30 protein-coding genes are annotated in these 23,627 nt (G+C 72.3%); 17 read left to right on the top strand and 13 right to left on the bottom strand.

Going from position 1 to position 23,627, the window contains the following annotated elements:
• Positions 1 to 130 precede the first annotated feature (130 nt).
• Positions 131 to 1,039 carry an LLM class F420-dependent oxidoreductase gene (locus ACZ6S0_RS42085; protein ID WP_465924927.1) on the bottom strand — a complete coding sequence of 303 codons (909 nt, stop codon included), beginning with the start codon at positions 1,037 to 1,039 and terminating at the stop codon, positions 131 to 133.
• A gap of 91 nt (positions 1,040 to 1,130) precedes the next feature.
• On the opposite strand from ACZ6S0_RS42085, the gene ACZ6S0_RS42080 reads away from it, so the two are divergent.
• Positions 1,131 to 1,760 carry a TetR/AcrR family transcriptional regulator gene (locus ACZ6S0_RS42080; protein WP_465924926.1) on the top strand — a complete coding sequence of 210 codons (630 nt, stop codon included), beginning with the start codon at positions 1,131 to 1,133 and terminating at the stop codon, positions 1,758 to 1,760.
• Here the strand turns inward: ACZ6S0_RS42080 and ACZ6S0_RS42075 are convergent.
• Both ACZ6S0_RS42075 and ACZ6S0_RS42070 read right to left on the bottom strand, forming a co-directional pair.
• Positions 1,757 to 2,575: a lipase family protein gene (locus ACZ6S0_RS42075; protein WP_465924925.1), complete on the bottom strand. Its 819-nt coding sequence runs from the start codon at positions 2,573 to 2,575 to the stop codon at positions 1,757 to 1,759. The genes ACZ6S0_RS42080 and ACZ6S0_RS42075 overlap by 4 nt on opposite strands.
• Before the next feature lie 177 nt (positions 2,576 to 2,752).
• Positions 2,753 to 3,679 carry an NmrA family NAD(P)-binding protein gene (locus ACZ6S0_RS42070; RefSeq protein WP_465924924.1) on the bottom strand — a complete coding sequence of 309 codons (927 nt, stop codon included), beginning with the start codon at positions 3,677 to 3,679 and terminating at the stop codon, positions 2,753 to 2,755.
• Between the two features lie 103 nt (positions 3,680 to 3,782).
• Here ACZ6S0_RS42070 and ACZ6S0_RS42065 point away from each other — a divergent pair, with 103 nt between their 5' ends.
• Positions 3,783 to 4,349, top strand: a complete 567-nt coding sequence (locus ACZ6S0_RS42065; protein WP_465924923.1) for a TetR/AcrR family transcriptional regulator — start codon at positions 3,783 to 3,785, stop codon at positions 4,347 to 4,349.
• Between the two features lie 180 nt (positions 4,350 to 4,529).
• Here ACZ6S0_RS42065 and ACZ6S0_RS42060 read toward each other — a convergent pair whose 3' ends face one another.
• Both ACZ6S0_RS42060 and ACZ6S0_RS42055 read right to left on the bottom strand, forming a co-directional pair.
• On the bottom strand, positions 4,530 to 5,219 hold the full coding sequence (locus tag ACZ6S0_RS42060; protein WP_465924922.1) for a GOLPH3/VPS74 family protein: 690 nt from the start codon (positions 5,217 to 5,219) through the stop codon (positions 4,530 to 4,532).
• Between the two features lie 49 nt (positions 5,220 to 5,268).
• Positions 5,269 to 5,997: a lysostaphin resistance A-like protein gene (locus ACZ6S0_RS42055; protein ID WP_465924921.1), complete on the bottom strand. Its 729-nt coding sequence runs from the start codon at positions 5,995 to 5,997 to the stop codon at positions 5,269 to 5,271.
• A gap of 274 nt (positions 5,998 to 6,271) precedes the next feature.
• Between ACZ6S0_RS42055 and ACZ6S0_RS42050 the strand changes: the two genes are divergently transcribed.
• From ACZ6S0_RS42050 to ACZ6S0_RS42015, 8 genes are all read left to right on the top strand, one after another.
• The gene (locus ACZ6S0_RS42050) at positions 6,272 to 6,397 is read left to right on the top strand and encodes a hypothetical protein (RefSeq protein ID WP_465924920.1); all 126 of its coding nucleotides are present in this window, start codon (positions 6,272 to 6,274) and stop codon (positions 6,395 to 6,397) included.
• Positions 6,394 to 7,551, top strand: a complete 1,158-nt coding sequence (locus ACZ6S0_RS42045) for a sensor histidine kinase (protein ID WP_465924919.1) — start codon at positions 6,394 to 6,396, stop codon at positions 7,549 to 7,551. The genes ACZ6S0_RS42050 and ACZ6S0_RS42045 overlap by 4 nt, the downstream gene beginning before the upstream one ends.
• Positions 7,548 to 8,150: a response regulator gene (locus tag ACZ6S0_RS42040; RefSeq protein ID WP_465924918.1), complete on the top strand. Its 603-nt coding sequence runs from the start codon at positions 7,548 to 7,550 to the stop codon at positions 8,148 to 8,150. The genes ACZ6S0_RS42045 and ACZ6S0_RS42040 overlap by 4 nt, the downstream gene beginning before the upstream one ends.
• 74 nt (positions 8,151 to 8,224) lie before the next feature.
• Entirely contained in the window at positions 8,225 to 8,440 is a 216-nt protein-coding gene (locus ACZ6S0_RS42035; protein ID WP_465924917.1) for a hypothetical protein, read from the top strand.
• A 79-nt stretch (positions 8,441 to 8,519) separates the two neighbouring features.
• The gene (locus ACZ6S0_RS42030; RefSeq protein WP_465924916.1) at positions 8,520 to 9,887 is read left to right on the top strand and encodes a glycosyltransferase family 39 protein; all 1,368 of its coding nucleotides are present in this window, start codon (positions 8,520 to 8,522) and stop codon (positions 9,885 to 9,887) included.
• Positions 9,888 to 9,951: 64 nt separating this feature from the next.
• Positions 9,952 to 10,467 carry an RNA polymerase sigma factor gene (locus ACZ6S0_RS42025; protein ID WP_465924933.1) on the top strand — a complete coding sequence of 172 codons (516 nt, stop codon included), beginning with the start codon at positions 9,952 to 9,954 and terminating at the stop codon, positions 10,465 to 10,467.
• A complete protein-coding gene (locus tag ACZ6S0_RS42020) occupies positions 10,464 to 11,396 on the top strand; it encodes a hypothetical protein (protein WP_465924915.1) in 933 nt (310 codons plus the stop codon). The genes ACZ6S0_RS42025 and ACZ6S0_RS42020 overlap by 4 nt, the downstream gene beginning before the upstream one ends.
• A gap of 90 nt (positions 11,397 to 11,486) precedes the next feature.
• Positions 11,487 to 12,236 (top strand): class I SAM-dependent methyltransferase, encoded by a 750-nt coding sequence (locus tag ACZ6S0_RS42015; RefSeq protein WP_465924914.1) that lies wholly within the window; start codon positions 11,487 to 11,489, stop codon positions 12,234 to 12,236.
• A 62-nt stretch (positions 12,237 to 12,298) separates the two neighbouring features.
• Here ACZ6S0_RS42015 and ACZ6S0_RS42010 read toward each other — a convergent pair whose 3' ends face one another.
• The 4 genes from ACZ6S0_RS42010 to ACZ6S0_RS41995 form a co-directional block, all read right to left on the bottom strand.
• Positions 12,299 to 12,940 (bottom strand): TetR/AcrR family transcriptional regulator, encoded by a 642-nt coding sequence (locus ACZ6S0_RS42010; protein ID WP_465924913.1) that lies wholly within the window; start codon positions 12,938 to 12,940, stop codon positions 12,299 to 12,301.
• Positions 12,895 to 13,242 carry an SPW repeat domain-containing protein gene (locus tag ACZ6S0_RS42005; protein ID WP_465924912.1) on the bottom strand — a complete coding sequence of 116 codons (348 nt, stop codon included), beginning with the start codon at positions 13,240 to 13,242 and terminating at the stop codon, positions 12,895 to 12,897. Before ACZ6S0_RS42005 ends, ACZ6S0_RS42010 begins: the two co-directional genes overlap by 46 nt.
• A 151-nt stretch (positions 13,243 to 13,393) precedes the next feature.
• Complete coding sequence (locus ACZ6S0_RS42000; RefSeq protein WP_465924911.1) at positions 13,394 to 14,125, bottom strand: DUF3592 domain-containing protein; 732 nt, start codon at positions 14,123 to 14,125, stop codon at positions 13,394 to 13,396.
• Between the two features lie 127 nt (positions 14,126 to 14,252).
• Positions 14,253 to 14,612 (bottom strand): ArsR/SmtB family transcription factor, encoded by a 360-nt coding sequence (locus tag ACZ6S0_RS41995; RefSeq protein WP_465924910.1) that lies wholly within the window; start codon positions 14,610 to 14,612, stop codon positions 14,253 to 14,255.
• Positions 14,613 to 14,881: 269 nt separating this feature from the next.
• Here ACZ6S0_RS41995 and ACZ6S0_RS41990 point away from each other — a divergent pair, with 269 nt between their 5' ends.
• Positions 14,882 to 16,156, top strand: coding sequence for a sodium:proton exchanger (locus ACZ6S0_RS41990; RefSeq protein WP_465924909.1), 1,275 nt, complete (start codon positions 14,882 to 14,884; stop codon positions 16,154 to 16,156).
• Here ACZ6S0_RS41990 and ACZ6S0_RS41985 read toward each other — a convergent pair.
• Entirely contained in the window at positions 16,142 to 17,386 is a 1,245-nt protein-coding gene (locus tag ACZ6S0_RS41985) for an alpha/beta hydrolase family protein (RefSeq protein ID WP_465924908.1), read from the bottom strand. The genes ACZ6S0_RS41990 and ACZ6S0_RS41985 overlap by 15 nt on opposite strands.
• 264 nt (positions 17,387 to 17,650) lie before the next feature.
• On the opposite strand from ACZ6S0_RS41985, the gene ACZ6S0_RS41980 reads away from it, so the two are divergent.
• Entirely contained in the window at positions 17,651 to 18,493 is an 843-nt protein-coding gene (locus ACZ6S0_RS41980) for a hypothetical protein (RefSeq protein ID WP_465924907.1), read from the top strand.
• A gap of 28 nt (positions 18,494 to 18,521) precedes the next feature.
• Here ACZ6S0_RS41980 and ACZ6S0_RS41975 read toward each other — a convergent pair whose 3' ends face one another.
• The gene (locus ACZ6S0_RS41975) at positions 18,522 to 19,472 is read right to left on the bottom strand and encodes an RNA polymerase sigma-70 factor (protein WP_465924906.1); all 951 of its coding nucleotides are present in this window, start codon (positions 19,470 to 19,472) and stop codon (positions 18,522 to 18,524) included.
• 198 nt (positions 19,473 to 19,670) lie between these two features.
• On the opposite strand from ACZ6S0_RS41975, the gene ACZ6S0_RS41970 reads away from it, so the two are divergent.
• Entirely contained in the window at positions 19,671 to 20,156 is a 486-nt protein-coding gene (locus ACZ6S0_RS41970; protein ID WP_465924905.1) for a carboxymuconolactone decarboxylase family protein, read from the top strand.
• Between the two features lie 22 nt (positions 20,157 to 20,178).
• On the opposite strand, the gene ACZ6S0_RS41965 is transcribed toward ACZ6S0_RS41970, so the two are convergent.
• Positions 20,179 to 20,736, bottom strand: coding sequence for a TetR/AcrR family transcriptional regulator (locus ACZ6S0_RS41965; RefSeq protein ID WP_465924904.1), 558 nt, complete (start codon positions 20,734 to 20,736; stop codon positions 20,179 to 20,181).
• A gap of 79 nt (positions 20,737 to 20,815) precedes the next feature.
• On the opposite strand from ACZ6S0_RS41965, the gene ACZ6S0_RS41960 reads away from it, so the two are divergent.
• From ACZ6S0_RS41960 to ACZ6S0_RS41950, 3 genes are all read left to right on the top strand, one after another.
• Positions 20,816 to 21,442 carry an FMN-dependent NADH-azoreductase gene (locus tag ACZ6S0_RS41960; protein ID WP_465924903.1) on the top strand — a complete coding sequence of 209 codons (627 nt, stop codon included), beginning with the start codon at positions 20,816 to 20,818 and terminating at the stop codon, positions 21,440 to 21,442.
• Complete coding sequence (locus tag ACZ6S0_RS41955) at positions 21,439 to 21,753, top strand: DMT family transporter (protein ID WP_344883530.1); 315 nt, start codon at positions 21,439 to 21,441, stop codon at positions 21,751 to 21,753. The genes ACZ6S0_RS41960 and ACZ6S0_RS41955 overlap by 4 nt, the downstream gene beginning before the upstream one ends.
• 139 nt (positions 21,754 to 21,892) lie before the next feature.
• Entirely contained in the window at positions 21,893 to 22,435 is a 543-nt protein-coding gene (locus ACZ6S0_RS41950) for a DUF1697 domain-containing protein (RefSeq protein ID WP_465924902.1), read from the top strand.
• A gap of 27 nt (positions 22,436 to 22,462) precedes the next feature.
• Here ACZ6S0_RS41950 and ACZ6S0_RS41945 read toward each other — a convergent pair whose 3' ends face one another.
• Entirely contained in the window at positions 22,463 to 22,912 is a 450-nt protein-coding gene (locus ACZ6S0_RS41945; RefSeq protein ID WP_465924901.1) for a MarR family winged helix-turn-helix transcriptional regulator, read from the bottom strand.
• A 57-nt stretch (positions 22,913 to 22,969) separates the two neighbouring features.
• Between ACZ6S0_RS41945 and ACZ6S0_RS41940 the strand changes: the two genes are divergently transcribed.
• A complete protein-coding gene (locus ACZ6S0_RS41940; protein ID WP_465924900.1) occupies positions 22,970 to 23,626 on the top strand; it encodes a TIGR03086 family metal-binding protein in 657 nt (218 codons plus the stop codon).
• The last annotated feature ends 1 nt before the right edge of the window (position 23,627 follow it).

Genomic DNA, 23,627 nt, shown 5'->3' with positions numbered 1-23,627 from the left:
GCCGACGTCAACGCAGCCCTCAACATCGCCTCGCGCGGCGTGGTGGGCTGGGCTGCTGTCAACCAGCCGAACGCGGCCTGACACCTGACCTCCAGTCAGGACGAGGAGCTGCAAGCTCGGGCCTTCAGCTTCAGGCCCGAGTCGTTGACCGGCGGAGGAGGTCGAGGGTGCGGGCCTGCTCCTGCTCGTTCCCGACCGGGCTCACGAGGAGGTCCGTCGCGCCGGCGTCCGCGTAGCCGGAGATCGCCCGTTCGACGGTGTGCTCGTCCCCGGCGATGACCGTCTCGTGCACGCCGGAGAGGCCCTGGCGCTCCAGCAGGGTGCGGTAGCTGGCGAAGTTGCCGGCGTAGCCGAGTTGTGCGCCGATCTCGCTTCTGACGCGTTCGGGCTCGTCGGTTGCCGCGAGCATGACGCTGGCGACGACACGGGGTGAGGGGCGGCCGGCCGCCCGCGCCGCCTCGGTGATGCGCGGGACGATGTGCTCGGCGATCGTCTGGGGGCCTGCCCAGACGGTGACCGTGCCGTCGGCCAGTTCGCCCGCGATGCGTAGCATCGCCGGACCGAGCGCCGACAGCAGCACCGGCGGCGTGGCGGCGCCGGGGGTGTCCACCTGTCCTGCGGCAGAGAGCGTCTCGCCGCGGTACTCGACGGCCTCGCCGCGCAGGAGGGGGATGAGCGCGCTGAGGTATTCGCGTACGTGCCGGGCCGGGCGGTCGTAGGACAGGCCGTACGCGCCCTCGATGATCTCGCGATGGCTGGGGCCGAGGCCGAGGGTGAAGGAGTTCCCGCTGATGGCCTGGGCGGTGAGGGCCTGCCCGGCCAGGGCCAGCGGGTGCCGGGGGTACGTCTGGACCACGGCCGTGCCGACTTCGATGCCGGGCACCTCCCTGGCGGCCAGCGCGGCCACCGTGATCGCGTCCCAGGCCGTCAGTTGGTTGAAGAAGGCGCTGTCGAACCCGGCGGCCTTGGCGTCGCGTACCCGGCCGACCAGGGAGTCCACGCTCTCGCCACCGCTGTTGAGAAAGACACCGAGTCTCACCGCGTCACTCCTAACATGAATAGGATATTCCGCTTCCGGTTAGGAACGCTACAGTATTTTCATCGGCGAGTCAGGCTGGGGGTGGCCGATCGTGCGAGCCGACGCGCGACGCAATCGCGAACGCATCATCGCGAGCGCGCTCGACCTGTTCGCGAGCCACGGGCCGGGCGTCTCCATGGAGGACATCGCCCAGGCGGCCGGGCTCGGCGTGGGGACGCTGTACCGGCACTTCCCCGACCGGCTCGCGCTGGTGACCGACGTCGCGAACAGCGCGCTGACCGGTCTGCGCGAGCACGCGCTGACGCAGGCCGCCGAGGACATCCCCCGGTGGGAGGTGCTCGTACGCGTCGTACGGCACTGCGCCGGCCAGCCGTTCGCCCTCATCAGGTCGCTCTCGGGCACGCCCCCGGCGACCCCCGGCACCCAGAAGCTCGTGGGGGAGGTCAACGCGCTGCTGGCGGACATCGTGGCGCAGGCGCAGGAAGAGGGGACGATGCGCCGCGACATCACACCCGAGCAGATCCTGGGGCTGGTCAACGTGATGGTCTGCCGTCCGGGCGCGCAGCCCGACGACCCTCTCACCACCGTGATGCTCGACGGCCTCAGATCGTGCCGGGCCGCGGGCGAGGGGGCGCCAGGGCCCGCGGCGACCGCGCGGCATCCGGGCGATTCCGGATCCCGCGCCGTGCCGGCCCTGGCTCCCGCCGACGCCGATGCCTAGTTGTGGGCGGCGTCGAACCTGGCCAGGTAGGCGTTGATGAAGTGGTCGCGGATCCCGTCGGTGCCGGGGGCGAGCGGGTCGGCGACGGCGCCGTGGAAGCGGTCGACCAGGCCCGCCACGGGGGGCATCTTGTCGCGTAGCCTGCCTTTGGCGTCGAAGTAGCGTTCCTCGGCCACGTGCTGGAACAGCGGGGCGGGCGGGAGTTGGGGGACGATGTCGTTGTTGTTGATGAAACGGAACATGCGGCCACGGAACGCCTTGTCGTAGGCAGCGGCCAGCTTGGGGCAGCAGGTGCGGGGCTGGCCGTAGGTGTAGACCCCGTCGGCGAGCAGCGAAGGGTCCTCGAAGTACGTACGGGCGGCGGCGAGCATGGCCAGCGCCCCGCCGAGGCTGTGCCCGGTGAACCACAGCGACTGGCCGGAGGTGCGCCAGTCCTCCAGCGTCCGCAGCAGGTCGGGGTGCACGACGTCGAGGGCGCGGTAGAAACCGGCGTGGATGTTGCCCCCGCCCGCGGTGTACGGCTTGAGCAGGGTGTTGGCGTCCGAGAGCCAGTCGCGCAGTTCCTCGGGCTGGGTGCCGCGGAACGCCACGACGATCATCCGCTCGCCGGCGGCGATGTAGGCCTGGGTGTCGACCAGCGGGAACGGCGGGGTGTGCGGCACCCGGAAGCAGGTGACGCGGTCGAAGCCCCAGCTCTTGGCCGTGGCCCGCACCTGCTCGTCGTCCTTGTAGGCCAGTGCGGCGGCGTGGGCCAGGCCGCGGGCCTGGCCCAGGTGGTAACCGCGGGCCGTGTGGTCGAAGGTGATCGTGGTCATGGGCGTCCCCTTTGAAGGTCCGGACTGTCGTCACCGTTCGTACCCAGCTATCCACAGAGCGTGTGCGGTCGCTGCCAAAGATCGCCCAGGGGTGCGGCCGGGGTCCGGCCAACGGACTGCCAAGACGGGTCGGGGCCTTCGGCCAGGCCGTCGCCCGGCCGGGGGTTCCCGTGGGGGTCAGGCCGCGGGCGTAAGGTACGCGTGCGCCCATCGCTCGAAGGTCGTGAGCGGGATGCCGAAGGCTCGCGCGTGCTCCGGGCGGGCGGGCTGGCCGACCACGTCGACGAACTCGTGGGAGGCGACGCCCGGCCCCGGCAGGCCCGCGGCGACCGCCTCCTCCAGGGTCATCTCGGGCGCGGCCAGCTCGGTGCCCAGCGCGCGGGAGAGGGTCGCGGCGATCTCTGTCATCGGCAGGTAATCGCTGGCCAGCTCCAGCTCGACCTCGTGGAACCGGTGCGGCTCGGCGAAGGCGGCGGCGGCCGTCGCGCCGATGTCGTCGACCGCGACGAGGGAGAGCCGGGTGGCCGGCTTCAGCACGGTCACCAGGCCGCCCTCGACGCCGCGGGGGAGCAGGTAGGCCGCGGACGGGAGGAAGTTCTCCATGAAGAAGCCCGGCTTGATGATCGACCAGTGGGTGAAGCCCGCCTCGCGGACCCGGTCCTGGATGGCGGCCTTGGTGGTCATGGCCGGCTCCAGCGCCGCCCATCGTCCTTCGGCCCAGCCGGGGGCCTCGACGTGCTGTCCCGCTCCGGAGACCGACGTGTGCACGAACTGCGGCACCCCGGCGGCCAGTGCGGCTTCGATCAGGTTGACGGCTTGGGCCAGTTCGTCGTCGAAGTCGAACACGCCCGCCCTCGACGGGGGGAGCTGCACCGAGAAGACGGCCCTGGCCCCTCGCGCGGCGTCGAGCAGGGAGTCGCGGTCGTGGAGGTCGCCGGTGACCAGCTCGGCGCCGAGGGAGCCGACCGCCCTGGCGCGGTCGGTGCCGGGGTCGCGGACGAGTGCCCGTACGGGGACGCCGGCCGCGAGCAGGGCTCGGGCGGTGGCGCCGCCCTGCTTTCCGGTGGCGCCGGTGACGAGGACGGGTGCGGGATCGGTGGACATGGGGCCACTCCTGAGGTGCGCGAACACGAAACGGCGGACCTCGCCGTTTCTGTTGCGGTACGATACGGCGGACCCCGCCACTTAGCAACCGTGAGGTGACGCCATGCCCGTCCAGCGCGCGGACGCCCAGCGCAACCACGCCCTCCTGCTCGCCGTGGCAACGGAGGCGATCGCCACGTACGGCGCCGACGCGTCCCTGGAGCAGATCGCCCGCACGGCGGGGGTCGGATCCGGCACCGTGCGCCGCCACTTCCCCACCCGCCAGGCGCTGCTGGAGGCGGTCTTCCGGGAACAGGTCGAGACCCTGTGCTCGCACGCCCGCGAGCTGACCGGCAGGGCCGACACCCGGGCCGCGCTGCTGGAGTGGCTGCGCGCGGTCACCGCGGGGGCCACGACCATCCGAGGGCTGGCGACCGCGCTGACCCGCGACCGGGCGGACTCCTGCGCGGAGCACGAATACTGCTGCACGGCGCAGCTCACCGAGGCGGGCGACCCCCTGGTGCGCCGGGCCGCGAACGACGGCGCGCTGACGCCGGACCTGACCATCGACGACCTGATCACCCTGGTCACCGGCATCGCCCTGGCCGTGGAGCATCATCCGAACCCCGCCGCCGAGGCCGATCGCCTGCTCGGCCTCGTCGTGACGGGCGTCTCCCCGTCCCAGGGCTGACCCGGCCGAACACCTCCCCGCTCCGACCGCCGAGGGACTTCCACCGCCGAGGGACTCCCACTGCCGAGGGACTCCCACCGTTGGTGGACTCCCACCGCCGAGCGACTTCCACCGCCGAGGGACTCCGACGGCCGGGGACTCCGCCCGTCACCCGGACGCCGTCCGCGCGGTCCGGCCGGGCTACGTGATCGTCGTGATCACGGTGACGCTGACGGCGGTGCTCGACGCGATGATCGCGGCGGCGTGGCGCGTCATGGCGGTGCTCACGGCCGCGGCTCCCCAGTCGCCGTCCTCGAACTCCTTCGCCCGCGCGCGGACCTCGGCCGACCACGCGAGCGCGGGCCGGAGCGCGGGGAGCGTGCCGCTGGAGGACAGCAGCGCGATCACCGCCGCGGTGCGGGCGTCGGGGCGCTCGCCGCCCTCCAGCGCGGCGTGAATCGCCCGCCGCAGCTCCGCCTCGTGCCGGGTGTCCTCGGCGGGCCACGTGGTGGTGCGGAACACGCCCAGCACCCGCTTGCGCTCGCTGCGAACGAGGCCGCGCTCGACGAGCCGTTCGGTCACGGGTTTCCAGAGACCGGCGCCGATGGTGAGCAGGACCGTCTGGACGCCCTGGGGCCGCCGGGCGATCTTGTCGTAGGCGGACTGGAGCAGGGGGTCCGGGAGCGGGCCGTCGCCCACCGCGAGGACCTTGGCGCCGTTCACCCCCGGGCGGCTCGTGTCGTCGGTCTCGATCCTGCCGCGCAGCGCGAGCTCGACGAGCATCGCGCCGCCGAGGATGTAGTGCAGGGTTCCGGCCCCGGCCGGGGTCCCCCTCTCGTCGTCCAGCAGCAGCAGCATCACGTCCTCGACGATCAGCGTGTCGCTCCGCATGTTCCGCCCTTTCCGTTGTCGTCGGTCGTTCACGTCCGTTCCCATGATCTCAGCCTGTGACCGGCCCTGCGGTCCCGGTGAACAGCACCAGCAGCGGCAGGGCCAGGTTGTTGACGGCGTGGACGGCCACCGCGGGCCAGATCGATCCGCTGCGGCGCATCAGCTCCGCGGCCACGACGCCCACCACGAACGCCGCCGGCAGGATGATGTTGACGCCGTGGAAGAGGGCGAAGACGGCAGAGCTGCCGAGGACGCCGACGAGGGGCCCGTAGCGCAGCAGGGCGTTGGTGAGCACGCCGCGGAAGAGGAACTCCTCGCCGATGGGGGTGAGAACGGCCAGGAACAGGATCGTCAGGATCAGCGGCAGCGCGCCGCCACCGGCGGCGTCGTAGTACATCCCCTGGGGGTTGGCGTCGAACCCAGTCAGAGCGACGATGGCGGTGTTCAGCACGGCCTTGAGCACGAGCGCGACCACACCTCCGGCCACGCCGGCGAGCATCCAGCGCCAGGTGGTGCGGCGCACCCCGAAGGCGGCGAGCGAGCGGACGCGGACGAGCACGGCCGCGGCGAACCCGACGAGCCCGGCCAGGCCCGACCAGGCGGCCACGATCAGCCCGTACACCACCGGATCCAGGCCCAGCCCGCCGAAGGGCACGAGCGCGACCACGGCGGCCGCCATGGTGAGCAGGCCGACCCCGATCTCGGGCCAGCCCGGCCGCTTCTGGGCGGCGTCGGCGCCCGCCGCCGGGTGCGGGTGGTCAAGGCGGTCAGAGGACATGATGGCGTGGCTCCTCGCACTCGTGGTCTCGGTCGCCGCCGCCGGGCCCGGTCGGCCTGTGTGGGACGTTCGCCGGGGCGGGCGGCCATGGGTCGATGCCATGGGTCGATTTCAGCCGCCGGCGCGCTGACCGGCCAGTGGGACCACGTCACGACCGTACCGTGACGTCACGCGTCCGAGGACATGACGTAGCGTCACTGGTGGTGGCGCGGGAGCCGGAGGGACACTGGCGGCACACCGCCGCCCCGGCCCGCCGTTCGACCCCGGAGAGCACATGGACACCAGAATCCCGCGCATTCCGCTGACGGCCGAAGCGGTCGTCTTCCTCCTCGTCCGCGCGGCGTTCCCGCTCCACCACCTGCTCGGTCCGAGACTCCAGCCGTCGGCGGACGATCGGTGAGCCCGCTCTGGGGAGCGCCGGAGGCGACGTACCAGCAGACCGCGGCGACGCGGCGGCGGCTGCGCAGGCTCAACCTCGTCCTGCAGATCGTGATGCTCGTTCCCGTGGGAGCGCTGCTGGTGGTGTTCGACGCCCAGAGCTGGTGGGAGGCCGCCGTGCTGAGCCTGGGCGCGGTGGCGGGGCTGGTGGCCGCGGTGTGGTGGGTGGTGGGCGACGTCCTGCGCGTCGGGCCGTCCTGTCTGGTCGTGGCTGTGGCGGTGTGGTTGTTCGGGGCGCTGGTGGTGGACGGGCCGACGGCGTTCTTCGGCATCTCCGTCGTGGGCCCGCTCCTCGTTCCCCGGGTGTCGCGTCACCGCGGCGTGGCCGCCGTGGGGCTGGTGGCCTTCGTCGCCGTGGCGGGCCTGGCGAGGCTGCTGGTGACACGGGACGACGTTCCCGGCGTGCTGATCGGGTACGTCCTGATCCCGGCGGGGGTCACCGTGCTCGCCGTCGGCCTCATGTTCGCCAACAAGGTGGTCTACCAGCTCATCGCGGAGCTGGAGCAGTCGCGCGAACGCGAGGCGGAGCTGGCCGTCACGCGTGAGCGCATGCGGTTCGCCAGCGACCTGCACGACGTCCAGGGCCACACGTTGCACGTGGTGAAGCTGAAGACCGCCCTGGCCCAGAAGCTGGTGCGCGCCGACCCCGCGCGGGCGGAGGAGGAGCTGAAGGAGATCCACGCCCTGGTGGGCGACACCATCACCCAGACCAGAGAGCTGGCCTACGCGCAGCGGCGGCTCAACCTGTCCGCCGAGCTGGAGAACGCGAAGAACCTCTTCGAGGCCGCGGGCATCCGCGTGCGCGTCGACCGCGAGGCCGAGATCGACGCCCACGCGGGCGAGCTGCTCGGCCAGGTCCTGCGGGAGACGACGACCAACATCCTGCGGCACGCGCAGGCCGAACAGGTGTGCATCACCCTGTCCAAGTCGGGCATCGCCATCGTCAACGACGGCGTGCGGGACGCGCCGCTCCCCGAGCTGAGCGGGCTCGCCACGCTCGGGGAACGGGTGGCGGGCAACGGCGGCGAGCTGACCGTGGAGCAGAAGGACGGGCGATTCCTGACGGCCGCGGCGATCCCGCCCGCCCGTCGCGAACCGGGGAAGGACGACCGATGACCACCGTGGTGCTCGCCGACGACGAGGCACTGCTCCGCAAGGCGCTGGCGGCGCTGCTCCCGCTCGAGGGCGACGTGACCGTGCTGGCCGAGGCGGAGGAGGGCGAGGCCGCCGTGCGGGCCACGCTGCGGCACCGGCCCGACGTGCTCGTCATCGACCTGGAGATGCCCGGCGTGGACGGGCTCGACGCCGTCGCGCGGATCCGCCGCGAACTGCCCGACCAGGTGATCCTCATGCTGACCCGGCACGCCAGGCCCGGCGTGCTGCGCAGGGCGCTGAAGCTCGGCGTCCGCGGCTTCGCCAGCAAGTCCGCCGACCCGGCGCACATCGCCTCGGTCATCAGGACGCTGCACGAGGGCCGACGCTGGATCGACCCGGACGTCTCCGCCGCCGCCGTCGTCGATGACTGCCCGCTCACCGACCGCGAGATCGACGTGCTGCGGGCGACCCGCGAAGGCTACTCCGTGGCCGACATCGCCACCCGGCTCCACCTGGCGCAGGGCACCGTGCGCAACTACCTGTCCAACGCGATGCAGAAGACCCAGACCAGGACCCGGCACGAGGCGGCCCGCTACGCCCGCGAACACGACTGGCTGTGAGCCCCGACGGCCCGGCGCGCGGCTCAGGTCGTGATCGATAACATTCCCGGACCGCCGCGCTGGTCGCCGCCTGGGTGAAGCGGCCGGTCTACGACGGTCACGTGCTCTGCAGTTGCGGGATGCACCTGCTCGGCGCGCCCGAGGTGGAGATCGAGGTCGCCGCGCGTCCGACGCGGGACGAGGTGCCCGGCCTGGTCGAGCACCTGGACGCGCTGGGGATCTACCTGCTCACCGATCCCCGCGCGCGGGAGATCGAGGACGGCCCCGGGTTCCGGCTGACCGCCGGTTGACGGGGACGCCATGAAGCCTCGGTCGCCGGCCGTCCGCCTCCCATGTGACCATCGGGGCTCCCGTCTCGTCCTCCGGGGCATGGGAAAACTTCGAGGGCTTTGGCTGTTTCCTGCAGTTCTGTCCGCAGGGCTCGGCCTGTGGCGTATCGACGGGCCGTCGTTCTGGGCGGACGAGGGCGTGTCCGTGGCGATCGCCCGGCTGCCGCCGCCGGATCTGCTCGTGGTGCTGGACCACATGGATCGCGTGCACGCCGTCTACTACGGGCTGCTCCATCTGGTGATCTCGGTCGCCGGCACGGGCGAGTGGGCGGTGCGGCTGCCGTCCGTGCTGGCCATGAGCGCCGCGGCCGGGCTGCTGACAGCCCTGGGCCGCCGCCTGGTGTCGCCGGGGGCGGGCCTGCTGGCCGGTCTGATCTACGCGCTGTTGCCGGTGGTGAGCAGGTACGCCCAGGAGGCCAGACAGTACGCCCTGGTCACGGCGCTGGCCATCGGCGCGACGTACCTGCTGCTGGTGGCCGTCGAGCGGGGGTGCGCCCGGTGGTGGGCGGCGTACGCGGGTGTGCTGACCGTCGTGGGCTGGTTGCACCTCTACGGGCTCTTCCTCCTTCCGGCGCACGCGCTCATGCTCCGTTCGGCCACCGCGTGGCGTCGCTGGGGGATCGCCGCCGCGGTCGTCTGCGCGGCGAGCGCCCCGCTCGTGCTGCTGGCCGCCCCGCAGTCGGGGCTGATCTCGTGGCTGCCGCTGCCGAGCGCGGCGACCGTCCGGCATCTGGGCACGCTGGTGTTCGGCGGCCACCCCGTGGCCATCTGGACGGTGCTCGCCTTGGCGGCTCTCGGATTACGTGAGAGAGCCGTCCGGGCCGTCGCGCTCCCTTGGCTGATGGCGCCCATGGCCCTGATGATCGCGATCTCGTTCGTCGTCCAGCCGATCTTCTACCCGCGGTACGCGCTCTACTGCGTGGCCGCCCTGGCGCTGGCCGCGGGCGCGGGGCTGGCCGCGCTGCGGCCGCGGCTGCTCGCCCCCGTGCTGGTCGTCGCCTTGGCCGCCGTCATGGTCCCCGCGCATCTGGCGATCAGGGCTCCGTCGAGCCGCCCCGACGACTTGCGGGGCCTGGCCCACACCCTGCGCTCCCATGCGCTGCCCGGCGACGCCGTGCTGTACGTGCCCGCGGGGAACTGGATGTCGGTCACGCCCTATCTCGGCTCCATGGCCTGGCTCGACACCACCACACTGCACCGGGATCGATTCTTCGGCGACCTGCCGCCCGGCCGCTTCCGCGAGGCCGTGGCGGGCGAGGCGCGGGTCTGGGTGGTGGAGGGAGCCGCGGGCAGCCACGGCAACGCGGCTGAGCTGCGCCGGGATCGCCGCTTCAGGCTGGTGCGGTCGTGGACGTTCCGTACCAGGACGTTGTCGGTGTTCGAGCAGGTGGCGGCGAGCAAGAAGTGACCTGTGACCATCCGGCGATTCGGCTCGTCCTATGGTGCGACTGTAGTTCCGGCCCGGAGGTCCCATCATTGAAGAGCTCTACCGCCAGTACTGGCCGCTCGTGTGCGGGTTCCTGCTGCGGCGGACCAGGGATCCGCACCTGGCCGAGGACCTCGCGCAGGAGACGTTCATCAAGGCCACCAGGGCCCTGCTCGGCTGGCGCGGTGAGAACCCGGGCGCGTGGCTGCTCGCCATCGCGCGCAACGTCCTCATCGATCACGTCCGGCGCACCCGCAGGGAGCTGCCGTTACCCGATCCGGAAGAGCTGGCCGTGCCCGCGTTCGACGTCTCCGCCGTCGAGGTTCGCGAGGCCCTCGACCGGGTGCCCGAACAGCACCGGAGGCTGCTCACGCTGGTCTACCTCGAGGGGTTCTCGCTCGTGGAGGTGGCCGCGATGACCGGAAGGACCACGGCGGCGGTGAAGACCGCCATCTGGCGGGCCCGCGCCGCCTTCGCCGACAGCTACGGAGCCGACGGCTACGGAGCCGACAGTTACGGAGCCGACAGTTACGGAGCCGACAGTTATGGAGATGGCTCATGACAGAGCAGCCCGAGCCGCTGCTGATCCCCGACTTCGACCCCAAGGCGACCAGGCGCGCCGTACGCCGCGGCATCCGCAGGACCGCGACGCTGGTGCTGGGCGTTCTCCTGGTCCTGGTGCTGGTGGCCACGCTCGGCTCCACGCTGATCCAGACGCGCGGTGACCGGGAGCAGCGGATGGTCCAGGTGCTCGGCACCGCGTTGCGGATCGCCAAACCCGCCTACACCTTCGACTCGCTCGTGTGCTGCCGGACGGAGCCGCTGTCGATGACCTTCACGGGCACCGCCGTGCCGCTGCGCGCGCACGGCGGGTTCGGCACGCTGAGCCGGCCGGGCTTCACCGTACGGCAGAACCTGTTCGGCAAGGTGGAGGACCTGCCGTGGGCGGAGCTGGCGAACACCACGCTGACCATAGCGCTGTTCAACATGGGTACCGATCTTCAGCGCAAGGCGAACATCCGGCGGGTTCTGGCGAGGCTGCCGCAGGACATGAACGCGCTGGCGGTGGTGGAGTTCGAACAGCCTCTCGCCACCGACGCGCTGGCCGGCTTCGCCCGCCAGTACGGCGCCTGCCCGGACAAGGTGGTGTACGAGTCCCGCCCAGGGTCGACGCCCATCACCTGGGACAACAGCATGACGCCACCGCCGGACGACACGGCGCCCGGCCAGATGATCGGGTGCGTCGATGTCCTCCCCGATGGCCTGGCCGCCTTCCGGAGCTGGGCGCGGATGCTTCAGCAGCACGACGAGCCCAACCTGCGCCGCTTCGACCTGACCCTGGCACGGCTGCGCAAGTCCTCGGCCGATGGCCTCGCCTACGGCTACGTCGATGAGCTTGTCACCGTCGAGAAGCTCAGGACGATCATCGAGGATCCACGCGTCCGCGCGGTACGGCTGGCCGACGTGGCCTTCGAGCTCGAACGCCCCTGAGACGTCCGGGGAGTGACCCGGCGCTCCACCCAGGGGAGCCGGAACCGGCGGCGTGATTGAATCGGCACTCGCCCGACGAGGAGGAGAGCCATGGCGGTGGACCGCGAGCGGAGTGTGGTGTTCGGCGAGGCGGTCGAGCAGTACGAGTCGGCCAGGCCCGGCTATCCCGAACAGCTCGTCACCGACGTGCTGGAGTACGCCCCCGCCGGGCCGGTGCTGGAGGTGGGGGCCGGGACGGGCAAGGCCACGGCCGGGTTCGCCGCCCGCGGCGTCGACCTGACGTGCGTCGAGCCCGATGCCAGGATGGCGGCGGCGCTGGCGGCCAAGTGCCCCGGCGTACGGGTGGAGCGCGGGATCTTCGAGGACTACGTCCCCGACCGGCGCTTCGCCCTGCTGTACTCGGCGCAGGCGTGGCACTGGGTGGACCCGGACCGGCGCTGGGACCTGGCCCACGCGGCGCTGGCCCCCTCGGGAGCGCTGGCGCTCTTCTGGAGCCACTACCTCGTCACCGAGCCCGGCCTGCGGGCCGCCCTCGCCGACGTGGCCCGCCGCCACGGCGTGACCAGCCACAGCCTGCACCAGGACGAGGACCGTACGGGGGAGTCCCAGCACCTGCTGGCCGGCGACCCGCGCTTCACCGACCTGGACGAGCGCTCCTACGCCTGGACGCAGTGGTACGACGCCCGCCGCTATCTCGACCTGGTCGGCACCATCTCCGCCTACCGGATCCTCGAGCCCGCCCTGCGGGAGGCGGTGCTGGGGGAGGTGGCCGCGCTGGTGGGTGACGGCGTGGACATGACCTTCACCGCCGACCTCACCCTCGCCCGCCGGGCCGGCTGACGCCGTCCCTGGAAGGGGTCACGGGTCGGCAGGCGTGCGTGTGGTGACGGTGGTCAAGGCGGTCAGGTGAGGGCTTTGGCGATCAGGTTGGCGACGAGTTCGGCGTCGATGTGCTGGCCGGTGAGCTGGCAGAGGCTTTCCTGGTAGAGCAGGACGGCGGTGAAGGTGGCGGCGGCGGCCTCCAGCCGGGCATGGTCGCCGCGGGCGCCGGGGAGGGCGAGTTCGAGGGCGAACCTGGCGCGCCGGTTCAGCTCGGCGTTGAGGTGCCTGAGGCGTTCGCGGGCCGGGCGGTGGGTGCCGGCCTCCCGGAACAGGATCGTGCGCATCGCGGGTGAGGCGTGCAGCGGGACCCGCAGGGCGAGTCTGGACAGCATGCGCACGGGGTCGCCCGGCTGGGTGTCGGCGTGGTCCTCGCGGAGTTCCTCGATGCCGGTGCGTTCGCCGATGAGCGTGGCCAGCAGGTCGATCTTGCGCGGGAAGTAGTGGAAGACCAGGCCCTTGGGCACGCCGGCGGCCTTGGCGATGCCGGCGGTGGCGGTGGCGTCGTATCCGGCGTGGGCGAACAGTTCCTCGGCGGCGTTGAGTATCCGGGTGCGGGCGTCGGGCTCGCTCCCCTCGGTCCCGGACGCGTGATTGGTCCGGGGCCCAGGGGATGGTGTCAGGCGCGAGCCGGTGTTCCGCTGCGCGTCTGGATGGCTGTCCACAGACCGACGATAACGGTCGCCGCCCCGGCGATCCATGCGGTCCAGGCAGCCGCGGCCGTTCCGTCGAACCCGAACGCCCACGGCGCGACGAACAGCAGCGCCCCGAGCGCCGCGGTGACCCAGGAGCTCGCGCCGCCCGCTCCGAGCAGGGCCCACAGCGAGGACACCACGAGGAGGGCGCCGACGACGAGCAGTGGCTGGCCGGCCGCGGTGGAGCCGGTGGCCCAGATGAACGGGGCGACGACCGCGACGACCCCTGCGATCAGTGCGATCACATCGGACAGGGATTTGTTGAGATCCATCCTTACCTCCGGGGGTTTGGACGTTGGGGGATGGGCTCTTGATCCACTGTGGAATTGATTGACCGACCGGTCAACACTCCTCTACGTGAGAGGACTATAACCTGGCGTACTTGTCGGACTCTTTCACCATTTGGACGGCGCTCGGTGTTCGTCAGCGCTGGGAGGGGTGGGTGTCCAGGTCGATCAGGTTGCGATCGGGGTCGGCGGCGTCGTACAGCACGCGAACGTGGGTCCGCCCCCGCAGCCGAAGGGCCGGGTCGTGGCCGAGGTGGTCGCCGGTCGCGGTGTGGGTCCGGCCGGTTCGCTCGTCCCGCCAGGTCGCGTGGACGACGTAGGGGTGCCGGTTGTTCACCCGTACGCTGAAGTCGCGCCCGACGTGCTCGATCTCGGCCCACACCTCCTGGCCGTTCGCCCGCAGCCAGGCCCGCTGCCGGGCGATACGCCGTCCCCTGACGAACAGGATCGTACCGAGCGGGGTGAACAGCACGCCCAGTCCGCCGACGATCAGGGGAGCGAGGAACGCCGACCCGAACGACGCGATCCGCGCGTCGGACGGATCGTCCGGATCGTAGGCGACGGGCACGCGTTCGCCTTCGCTGTAGGACGGCGGGTTGCTGCCGGTGGCGCTCTGGAACGAGTAGCGCCTGCCGTCGACGGTGAGCTCCACGGTCGGGTACCACGACGTGCTGCTGCGCAGGTGGCCGTCGGAGCCGCGGGTCGTGCTGGTCCGTGCGGTCAGCTCGACCACGATGCCGTCGGTTCGTCCGGCCGAGGCCAGGAAGCCCGCCGTGGAGGCGGCGAGCGCGGCGCAGACGCAGAGCAGCACCAGTCCGATCAGGGCGAAGATCCCGCCGACGATGGTGGGGAGCCGTCCGTTGTGCATGGTACGAGTGTGCCCAAAGCACAGCAATCTGTCGTCGGGAAATCACGGTTCGCGACCCGGGGCGAGGCCGGGCCGAGGTCGGGGCGAGGTCGGGCCGAGGGTTGACGGCGACCCTGCCGGCGGGCGGTCAGCCGGGAGGGTCGGGCGCCAGGCTGCCGTCGGGGGCGATGTGGTCGAAGATCTGGCGGATCAGCGTGATCACGTGCGGGTCCTCCACCGCGTAGAGCGTGCGGCGGCCGTCGCGGCGCGCGGTGATCAGCCCGGCCAGGCGGAGCTTGCCCAGGTGCTGGGAGACCGTGGCGATGCCGATGCCGACGCGTGTGGCCAGCGTGCTGACGTCGTAGGAGCCGTGGGTGATCAGCCACATGAGCTGCAGTCGCACCGGGCTGGACAGCAGCGCGAACGTCTCGGCCGCCGCCCTCAACTGCGCGGGCGTCGGCGGCGGCTGGTCGGCTCCGGGCTGACTCGGTGTGGAGGAGGTCGGCATCGTTCCTCCATTGTCGCGCACCGATGCGTACCGCTCTCACCATGTTTTGACGTTTGCGCGATTGACGAAACGTGTGGAAGACTGAGGGGCACTCCGAAGGGGAGTAGTCCGCAACGCCCGCGCGTCGACACGCTGAGAACCCCGCGTTCTCCGGCGGCGGGGGCCGGTCACCGACCGGTGGGCGAGACCTTCGGCCACGCGACCATGCCTGGCCGAGCCTCCCTCAGGGTGCCCGGCCGGGCCGTCCCCGCCCGGGAAGGAATTTCCTCTTGACCCCCGCCAGACTGCTCCGCCCGCTCATCCTGTGCGCGCTGCTCACCCTGCCCGCCCTCGTCGTCCGCCTGGCCGGTGTCCATCTGACGCCGCCGATCGCGTTGCTGCTGTTCGGCACGGCGGTGGTGGCCGCCTCGTTCGTGCTCGCCTGGGCGGCCGAGGCGGCGCAGGTCGACATCTCCGGCGGGCTGGCCATCGCCATCCTGGCCGTCATCGCCGTCCTGCCCGAGTACGCGGTCGACCTGTACTTCGCCTACACCGCCGGCTCCGACCCGGCCTACGTCGCCTACGCGGCGGCGAACATGACCGGCTCCAACCGCCTGCTCCTGGGCCTGGGCTGGTCAATGGTCGTGCTCATCGGGCTGGCCCTCGTCAAGCGGCGTACCGGCCGGAGCGTCAGGGCGCTCGTCCTGGACTCCGGCTACCGCATGGAGCTGGGCTTCCTGGCCATCGCCTCGATCGTGGCGCTGGCCATCCCCGCGACCGGGCAGATCTCCCTGCTGCTGGGGCTCGCCCTGCTGGGCCTGTTCGCGTTCTACCTGTGGCGGATGGCGCACACGCCGGCGGGGGAGCCGCACCTGGTGGGCCCCGCCGCCCGCATCGGCGCGCTGCCCCGGCGGGCGCGGCGCGTCACGGTCGTCGCCCTGTTCGCCTTCGCCGCGGCGGTGATCCTGGCCGGCGCCGAACCGTTCGCCCAGGGCCTCATCGCCACCGGACGTGAGCTGGGCATCGACGAGTTCCTGCTCGTCCAGTGGCTCGCCCCGCTCGCCTCGGAGTCCCCCGAGTTCATCGTGGCGATCCTCTTCGCGGTACGCGGCAAGGGCGGCGACGCCATCGGCACCCTGATCTCCAGCAAGGTCAACCAGTGGACCCTGCTCGTCGGCACCCTGCCCATCGCGTACCTGCTCGGCGGCGGCGGCACAGGCGGGCTGCACTTGGATGCCCGGCAGATCGAGGAGTTCGCGCTCACCGCCGCCCAGACCCTGCTCGGCGTGGCCGCCCTGCTGGCGCTGCGCTTTCCCCGCTGGGCCGCGTGGAGCCTGCTCGGCCTGTTCGCCGTGCAGTTCGTCCTGCCCGGTCAGGGCGCCCGTTACGTGCTGTGCGGGGTCTATCTCGCGCTCGCGCTGGCGGCCTTGGTCCGCAACCGGCGGCACCTCGGGCCCACGCTCGCCGCGCCGTTCCGGCGGGGGATCTCGCACGGCGACGCCCGACCGGCCGCGCCGGGCACGCCCTCGACGGCCGAGCCGCCGAGCCGTTCAGCGGCATCCTGACGGCTGGTCCGGCCGACAGATCCCGACCTCCGGATAGCTTGCCGACGCCCGGTCGAGCAGGGGCCGGGGGGTGCCGCGCAGGTGCCAATCGAGGAAGGCGGCCACGTACGCGCGGGTGATCTCCATCGACCGGGAGGCGGGGAGCGTGGCGCCGGTGTCGAGGCCGGCCTGCTCGCCGAGCAGGGAGGTGTCGGTGAAGGAGGCGTGCGCGGCGCCGGTGACCACGAGCCAGCGCCGCCAGCCGGTGAGATGCCGCCAGGCCGCCTCCCACGAGGTGGCCTCCTTGGTGCCGGGGGTGCGGGTGGCCTGGGCGCCGAGCAGGAGGAAGGGCTTGTCCAGCCCGTTCGCCGGTACGGGGACGACGGCGAGGCCGTCGAGGTTGAACCCGGCCTTGATCCTGGGGTCCTTCAGCAGGGCCGCCACCGAACTGGCCCCGCCGACGGAGTGGCCGCCCATGGCGATCCTGGCCGGGTCGATGAGCCTGGAGCCCTCCCACCGGGGGCGCGGGCCGGTGAGCTGGTCGAGGACGAAGGAGACGTCGGCGGCGCGGATCGCGCCCACCTTGTCCCAGAAGGCTTGGTCGTGAGGCTCGATCCGGCAGGCCGTGCAGGTGGCGACGTGGCCGTCGGGGAAGACCGTGGCGAGGTTCTCGTGGGTGTGGCTGATGGCGGCCACGACGTAGCCCCTGCTGGCCAGGTCCTCGGCGAGGCCGGTGAGCGAGCTGCGCGTCTTCTCGAAGCCGGGGGACAGGACGACGAGCGGGAGTTCCCCGCTCCCGCCCGCGGGCGGGGCGTCGCCGGTGGCATGGGTACGCGTGCGGGCGAGCAGATCGGGCGGGACGCCGGTGAGGCCGGCGTCCTTCAGGGTGCGTTCCGACTCCTGGACGGTCATGTACGGCTCCGGCCGCCCGCCCGCTTTCGTGGCCGGGTACCACAGCGAGACCATGAGCTGCCTGGCCTTCGAGCCGGGGTCCCAGGGGTCGGGGCGTGAGGTGTCGGTGAGGTGCAGGGAAGTGGCGCCGACGGGCCGGGAGCCGGTCGGGGCCGGGAGCGAGAGCGTGACGTCGCGTGCCGTCGTGGGGGGTTCGGCGGGGGCGTCAGGGGAGGGGTTGCGTGAGGGGCGGTCCGTCGAGGTGGCGCCCGCTCCGGTCGCGGGGGTGGCGGCCGGTGCGCAGGAGGAGGTGATGATCGTCATGACGGCCAGTACGGCCGCCAGGGTCATGTGACGCATGAGGTCGCCTCTCGGTGGGGTGGAGGACGACCGTAAAGGCGGGGGAGGTCGTGGCGCGTCGGCCGGGGTGAGGAGGTCTCGGGGCGGGGTCGTTCTCGCGGTGTAGTCGGGCGGGCCGCGAGGGCGTGGGCGGGGTCGTTCTCGTGGTGCAGTCGCGCGGGCCGTGGGGCGTGGGGCGGAGTGTTCCGTGACTTCGTCGGCGGGGGTGCCCGGGTCGCTAGGGTGAGGCGTCCAGTTCCTCCTTCGCCCCCCGGGAAGTGCCACGTGCTCCGTCGTCACCGCTTAGGCGTGCCCGCCTTCGTCGTCATCGTCGTCTACCTCGCCGCGCTGGCCGTCACCGTGGTGGTCGCGCTGGCCGCCGATGACCTCGCCGCGCTGTGGTGGGCGACGTTGTTCGCCGAACCGGACCCGCGCGTCCAGGCCACGGGGCCGAACGTGCTCCTGCTGGCCCTGGCGGGGCTGGTGGTGGCCTGGGTGCTGTGGCAGTGCCTGCGCGGGCCGCTTACCGTGCCGCTTACTGGGCCGCAGGCTGGGGTGGAGGACGTGGCGGAGGACGGGCCGCCCGTGGAGCGGGATCGCGGGACGCGGCGGCTGCGGGTGGTCTTCTACGTCGCGGCGGCGGCGAGCATCGCCCAACTGTTCCTGGCAGCCTGGCCCTGGTGGGCCTGGCTGGTGATGTTCGTGCCGGGCGCGGCGATGGTGCTCGTGCTCTCCCCGGCCGTCGGGCGCACCCGGCGACATGGCCGGGGCCTGCTGGTCTGCGGCCTCCTGGGATACCTGGGCACGCCCATGGGCTTCGCGCTGGTGCTCTCCGGGTACGAGCCCGGGGTCATCCCGTTGACCAGCGGCTTGCTGTACCTGATCTGGCAGGCGCTGGTCCTGCGGGCGCAGTGGGACGACCCCCGCTGGCAGCGGGCCACCGTCAAGTACGGCATCCTCGGCGTGGTGCTGCCGTTCGTGCTCACGATGGCGGGCGCGCCGATCGGGGCGCCGTGGGACGTCTACCAGGAGGCCGTGGCGGTCGCCGGTCTGCTGAGCGTGGTCTGGATGGTCCGTTCCGCCCACGACCTCGCGGCGCCGCGGCCCGTACCGGTTCCTTCCGCGTGACGCTTGCCGCGGGACGGTCGGCCGGGAGTCAACGGCTCATCGTGGTCTCGCGCTCCATGCGCGACAGCTTCTCGGGATTGCGTACGGCGTAGAGGCCGGTGATGAGGCCCTCGTCGACGCGTACCGCCATGACGGTGTCGAGCTCGCCGCCGATCCGGATGATCAGCGCCGGGTGGCCGTTGACCTGCGCCGGTCGCAGGGACGCCGCAGGGGCGATCCGGCCCAGCACGCCGGCCACCTGACCGGCCCCCACGACGGGCGACAGCGCGGCCTGCCTGAGTCCGCCGCCGTCCGTCAGGAGGACGACGTCCGGTGCGAGGAGGTCGAGCAGGCGTTGGAGCTCGCCCGTCTGGACCGCCCGGTGGAACGCCTCCAGCACGTCCCGCGTCTGGGCCGGGGACACGGCCCCGCGCGGCCGGCGGGCGGCGACGTGCGCCCGTGCCCGGTGGGCGATCTGGCGGACCGCGGCCGGGCTCTTGCCGACGGCGTCGGCGATCTCGTCGTAGGCCAGGTCGAACACCTCCCGCAGGACGAAGACCGCCCGCTCGGTCGGCTGGAGCGTCTCCAGCACCAGCAGCATCGCCATCGAGACGCTGTCGGCCAGCTCGACGTCCTCGGCCACGTCCGGTGTGGTCAGCAGCGGCTCGGGCAGCCAGGGGCCGATGTAGGACTCCTTGCGCCGGCCGAGCGTGCGCAGCCGCTTCAGCGCCTGCCGGGTGGTGATCCGGATCAGGTACGCGCGCTGGTCCAGCACGGTGCCGAGGTCGACGCCCGCCCATCGCAGCCAGGTCTCCTGCAGGGCGTCCTCGGCGTCGGCGGCCGAGCCGAGCATCTCGTAGGCGACCGTGAACAGCAGGTTGCGGTGGGCGAGGAACGCCGCGGTCGCCGGGTCCGTGGCCGGGCCCGTGGCCGGGCCCGTGCCTTCGGCGCGAGCGAGAGGGCCGGCCGGGTGCGTCGGTTGCTCGCTGCGTTCGCTCATCGCTGGTTCCTGTCTGTTCGTTCGCGGTCGTGCCGTGCATACGATCCCGGACCCCACCGCCGTGTGACACTCACGCCCGGTGACGCATGTCACATGAGCCGCACTGTCACAAGGACCGGGCCGCCGGGATCTCTTGCCCGTCAGGACGCCGCGCCGACGAACCGCGCGGCACCCCGCACCACCAGTGAGGACCATGTCATGGAACCCCGTATCGACCTCATGGCCAACCCGCTCGGCGCCAAGATCGCCAAGCGGATCTACAACGTCGCCCTGGCGATCCAGCAGTCGCCGCTGTCCCAGACCGTCCAGGACCTGGTGATGCTGCGGGCCAGCCAGATCAACGGCTGCGGCTTCTGCGTCGACTACCACACCAAGGACGCCACCGCGGCCGGGGAGAGCGCGGTACGGCTTCACCTGGTCGCCGCCTGGCGGGAGTCCACCGTGTTCACCGAGGCAGAGCGGGCCGCTCTTGCGCTCACCGAGGAGGGTACCCGGCTCGCCGACACCCACCACGGCGTGTCCGGCCAGACCTGGGCGTGGGTGCGCGAGCACTACGACGAGGACCAGGTCGTCGCGCTGGTCTCCCTGATCGCCATGATCAACGCGAACAACCGGCTCAACGTGATCGTGCGCAACCCGGGAGGCTCGTACGAGCCCGGCATGTTCGCCGCCATGGCGCACTGACCGGCGGCCCGCGGGGCGCTGGTCAGTCCGGGCCGCGCAGGGCGCCGGTCAGCGTGGTCAGCGCCTCGGCGATCCGCTCCGGCGTGAGGCCGAGGACCGTGCGCTGGTAGAGGTACACCTCGGGGGCCAGGGGGGCGAGCAGGACGTCGACCAGCGCGTCCGGGCCGGGCGTGCCGGCGGCGGCCAGGAGGGCGCGCACGTGGGCGCGCCAGAAGCCGTACGCGCCGGTCTCGAAGCGGGAGCGGCCCACCTCCGAGCCGAGCACCAGGTGGGAGTGGCCCTCCAGCAGGCCCACCATGGCGGCGTAGAAGGCGGCCAGCCGCGCGGCGGGCGGCGCTCCCGGGCCGAGCGGCGGCTCGCCGCGCAGCAGGAGTTCCTGCAGGTCCCGCTCGTGCTCGTCGAGCAGCGCCACGGCGATCGACGCCCGGTCGGGGTAGCGGCGGTACAGCGTGCCCCGGCCCACCCCGGCCGCCTTGGCGATGTCGTCCATCGTCACGTCGTTCGGGGGGCGCTGCGCGAACAGCAGCGCGGCCGCCTCGAGGATCCGGGTGCGGTTGCGCGCGGCGTCGGCTCTCTCCATGCCGCCCATTGTATGTGGACATCGCGTCCGGTTATATTATCCGGACAGCGTGTCCACATATCTGTGGTGAGGAGAGACCATGCTGCTGCACCTGGACGCCAGCGCCCGCCGGGCGTCGTTCTCGCGGAGGCTGTCGGCCGTGTACGCCCAGACCTGGCGGGCCGCCCACCCCGAGGGCGGCTACGTCTACCGCGACCTGGCAGCGCGACCCGTACCGCACATCGGCGAGCCCTGGACCGAGCTGTGCGACCACATCCTGGAGCACGAGATCATCGACATCGCGCGCTACCGGGAGGCGGCCCGCACCCCCGCCCCGCGCCAGGCGTGGGCCGTCGTCGAACCGCTGCTGGAGGAGGTCGTCGCGGCCGAGACGATCCTCATCGGCACGCCGATGTACAACTACTCGATCCCCTCGGCGCTGAAGGCGTGGCTCGACCAGATCACCTTTCCCAGGATGTCCCTCGCAGGCCGCTCGTTCGTGGTGACGAGCGCGCGCGGCGGCGCGTACGGGCCAGGCACGCCCCGCGAGCCGTACGACCACCAGGAGCGCTACCTGCGCGACTTCTTCAAGGGCCACTTCCGGGTCGAGGACGTGAGGTTCATCCACGCGGAGCTGGTCAACGCCCGGCTCGATCCGTCTCTGGCCCACCTGCGCGAGCGGCACGAGCGGTCCCTGGCCGCGGCGCTCGAGGAGGCGGCCCGGTGAGCTGGCTGATCCTGCTGCTGGCCGGGCTGGTCGAGGTGGCGTGGTCGCAGAGTATCAAACCGACGCAGAACTTCACCCGGCCGCTGCCCACGCTGATCTGCCTGCTGCTGATGGCCGCCGCCGTCTGGCTGCTGTCGCAGGCCATGAACACGCTGCCGGTCGGCACCGCGTACGCCGTCTTCACCGGCATCGGCGCCGTCGGCGCGATCACCCTGGGCATCGTGCTCAACGACGACCCCGTGTCGGCGGGCAGGATGGCGGCCCTCGCTCTGATCGTCGGCGGAATCGTCCTGGCTCGGGCCACCACCTGAGACGGCGGCCTTCACCGGGGCCGGGCAGGAGGACTCCGAGGGGGAGGGCGTGCGCGATCCTGCCTAAGCTGGCACGGTAAGAGACCGGCGGGCCGTGTGGGGCGGGGCCGGTCGCCGCGAGGACTGGAGCGCCGTACGCATGTCGACCGCCTTCGTCGTCTTCTACCGGAACATGAACCTGGGCCATCCGAGGAGCCCCGACCGGGCGACGCTCGAAGGGGCGCTGCGTGCGGCGGGCGCGGTGTCGGCGCGGTCGTTCCAGACGAACGGGACGGTCCTCATCGAGGTCGGCGACGCCGCGCCGGGCGAGGTGGTGGGCCGGGCGGCGGCACGGCTGCGGACCGCCGGCGGGTACGACGACGCCGCGTTCGTCCGCCCCCTCGACCGGCTCGCGGCCATCCTCGACCGCGACCCCTTCGCCGGCGCCGGTGACGAGCGCACCTACCGCGAGACGTTCACCTTCTTCGACGGCGTCCAGGACTTCGGGGCCCCTCTTCCCTGGACGAACGCCCGAGGCGACGTCGACGTCATCGAGATCACCGACGGCGTGGCCTTGAGCGTCATCAGGAAGAACGGGACGCGGGTCGGCAGTCCCACCGCGGAGATGGAGGCGAGGCTCAAGGTCTCCGCCACGACGCGCACGGCGGGGACGGTCGAGCGCCTGGTCAAAGCGTTTCGCTGAGCGGCGCGGAAGTCCCGCCCGCGCCGGTCACGGCCCCGGACGCGCTCCGGTGATCTCTTCGCGTGGCAGCGCGTGCAGGGCCAGGACGGCGCGCAGGAAGCCGTCGCGGTCGGCCGCGGGCAGGCGGGCGAGCAGCCGGTCCTCGTTGGCGCGGATGCCGGCCCGCGCCGCGCCGAGCACCCGGCGGCCGTCGTCGGTGATCGCGAGGACCCGCGCGCGGCGGTCGCCGGGGTCCGGCTCGCGGGTGATCAGCCCGGCTGCCTGGAGTCTGTCGAGGGTGCCGATGATGCGGGTCTTGTCGGCGCCGATCGCCTCCGCGAGGGCGGCCTGGGTGCGTACGGAGCTGCCGGCCAGGGCGCCGAGCACGGCGTAACCCCACATGGAGACTCCGTGCGCGGCCAGCACGGGCAGCTCGGCGGCGATCAGCGACTGGACGAGGGGGTGCAGCATCTCGGCGAGATCGGGGCGGTCTGTCACAGCCCGAAAATATCATTTGACAGATGATAAGCGCACTTAGACTATGTGCGAGTGCAGATGGATAAGCCCACTTCGGACGACCGGGCGGCCCAGGCCGTTCCGGTCGATCTGGTCGATCTGGTCGCGCTCGACGCGCACGCCGTGCGTACCAGCGTCGAGCTGGCGGCCAGGGTGCGACCCGGCGACCTGTCCCGCCCCACGCCCTGCCTCGGATGGACCCTGTACGGCCTGCTCGCGCACATGGCCACCCAGCACCACGGCTTCGCCGCCGCGTCGCGGGGCGACGGCGATCTCGCCCACTGGAAGCTGCGCTCACTCGGGGACGATCCCGTCGCGGGCTACCGGGCCTCGGCCGAGCACGTCCTGACGGCCTTCGCCGCCGACGGGGTGCTCGATCGCGTGTTCCCGCTGCCCGAGTTCGGCGGCGGGAGGTCCTTCCCCGGGGCGCAGGCGATCGGCTTCCACCTCATCGACTACGTGGTGCACTCCTGGGACCTCGCCAAGACCCTGGGCGTCGACGTCGGCTTCCCGGCGGAGCTGCTGGAGGTCGCGCTCGACGTGGCGAGAGCCGTGCCGGGCGGCGAGGCGCGCCTGGCGCCCGGAGCCGCCTTCGCGCCCGCGCTCACCCGGCCGGGCGGATCGCGCCTGGACGAGATCGTGGCAATCCTGGGCCGCTCACCGAGCTGGCCCGACCAGACCTTCCAGAGGAGCTGAC

Source organism: Nonomuraea sp. NPDC051298, from assembly GCF_055586305.1.
Note: the sequence above shows the minus strand (reverse complement) of the source record. Positions and strands in the feature narration are given on the sequence as shown.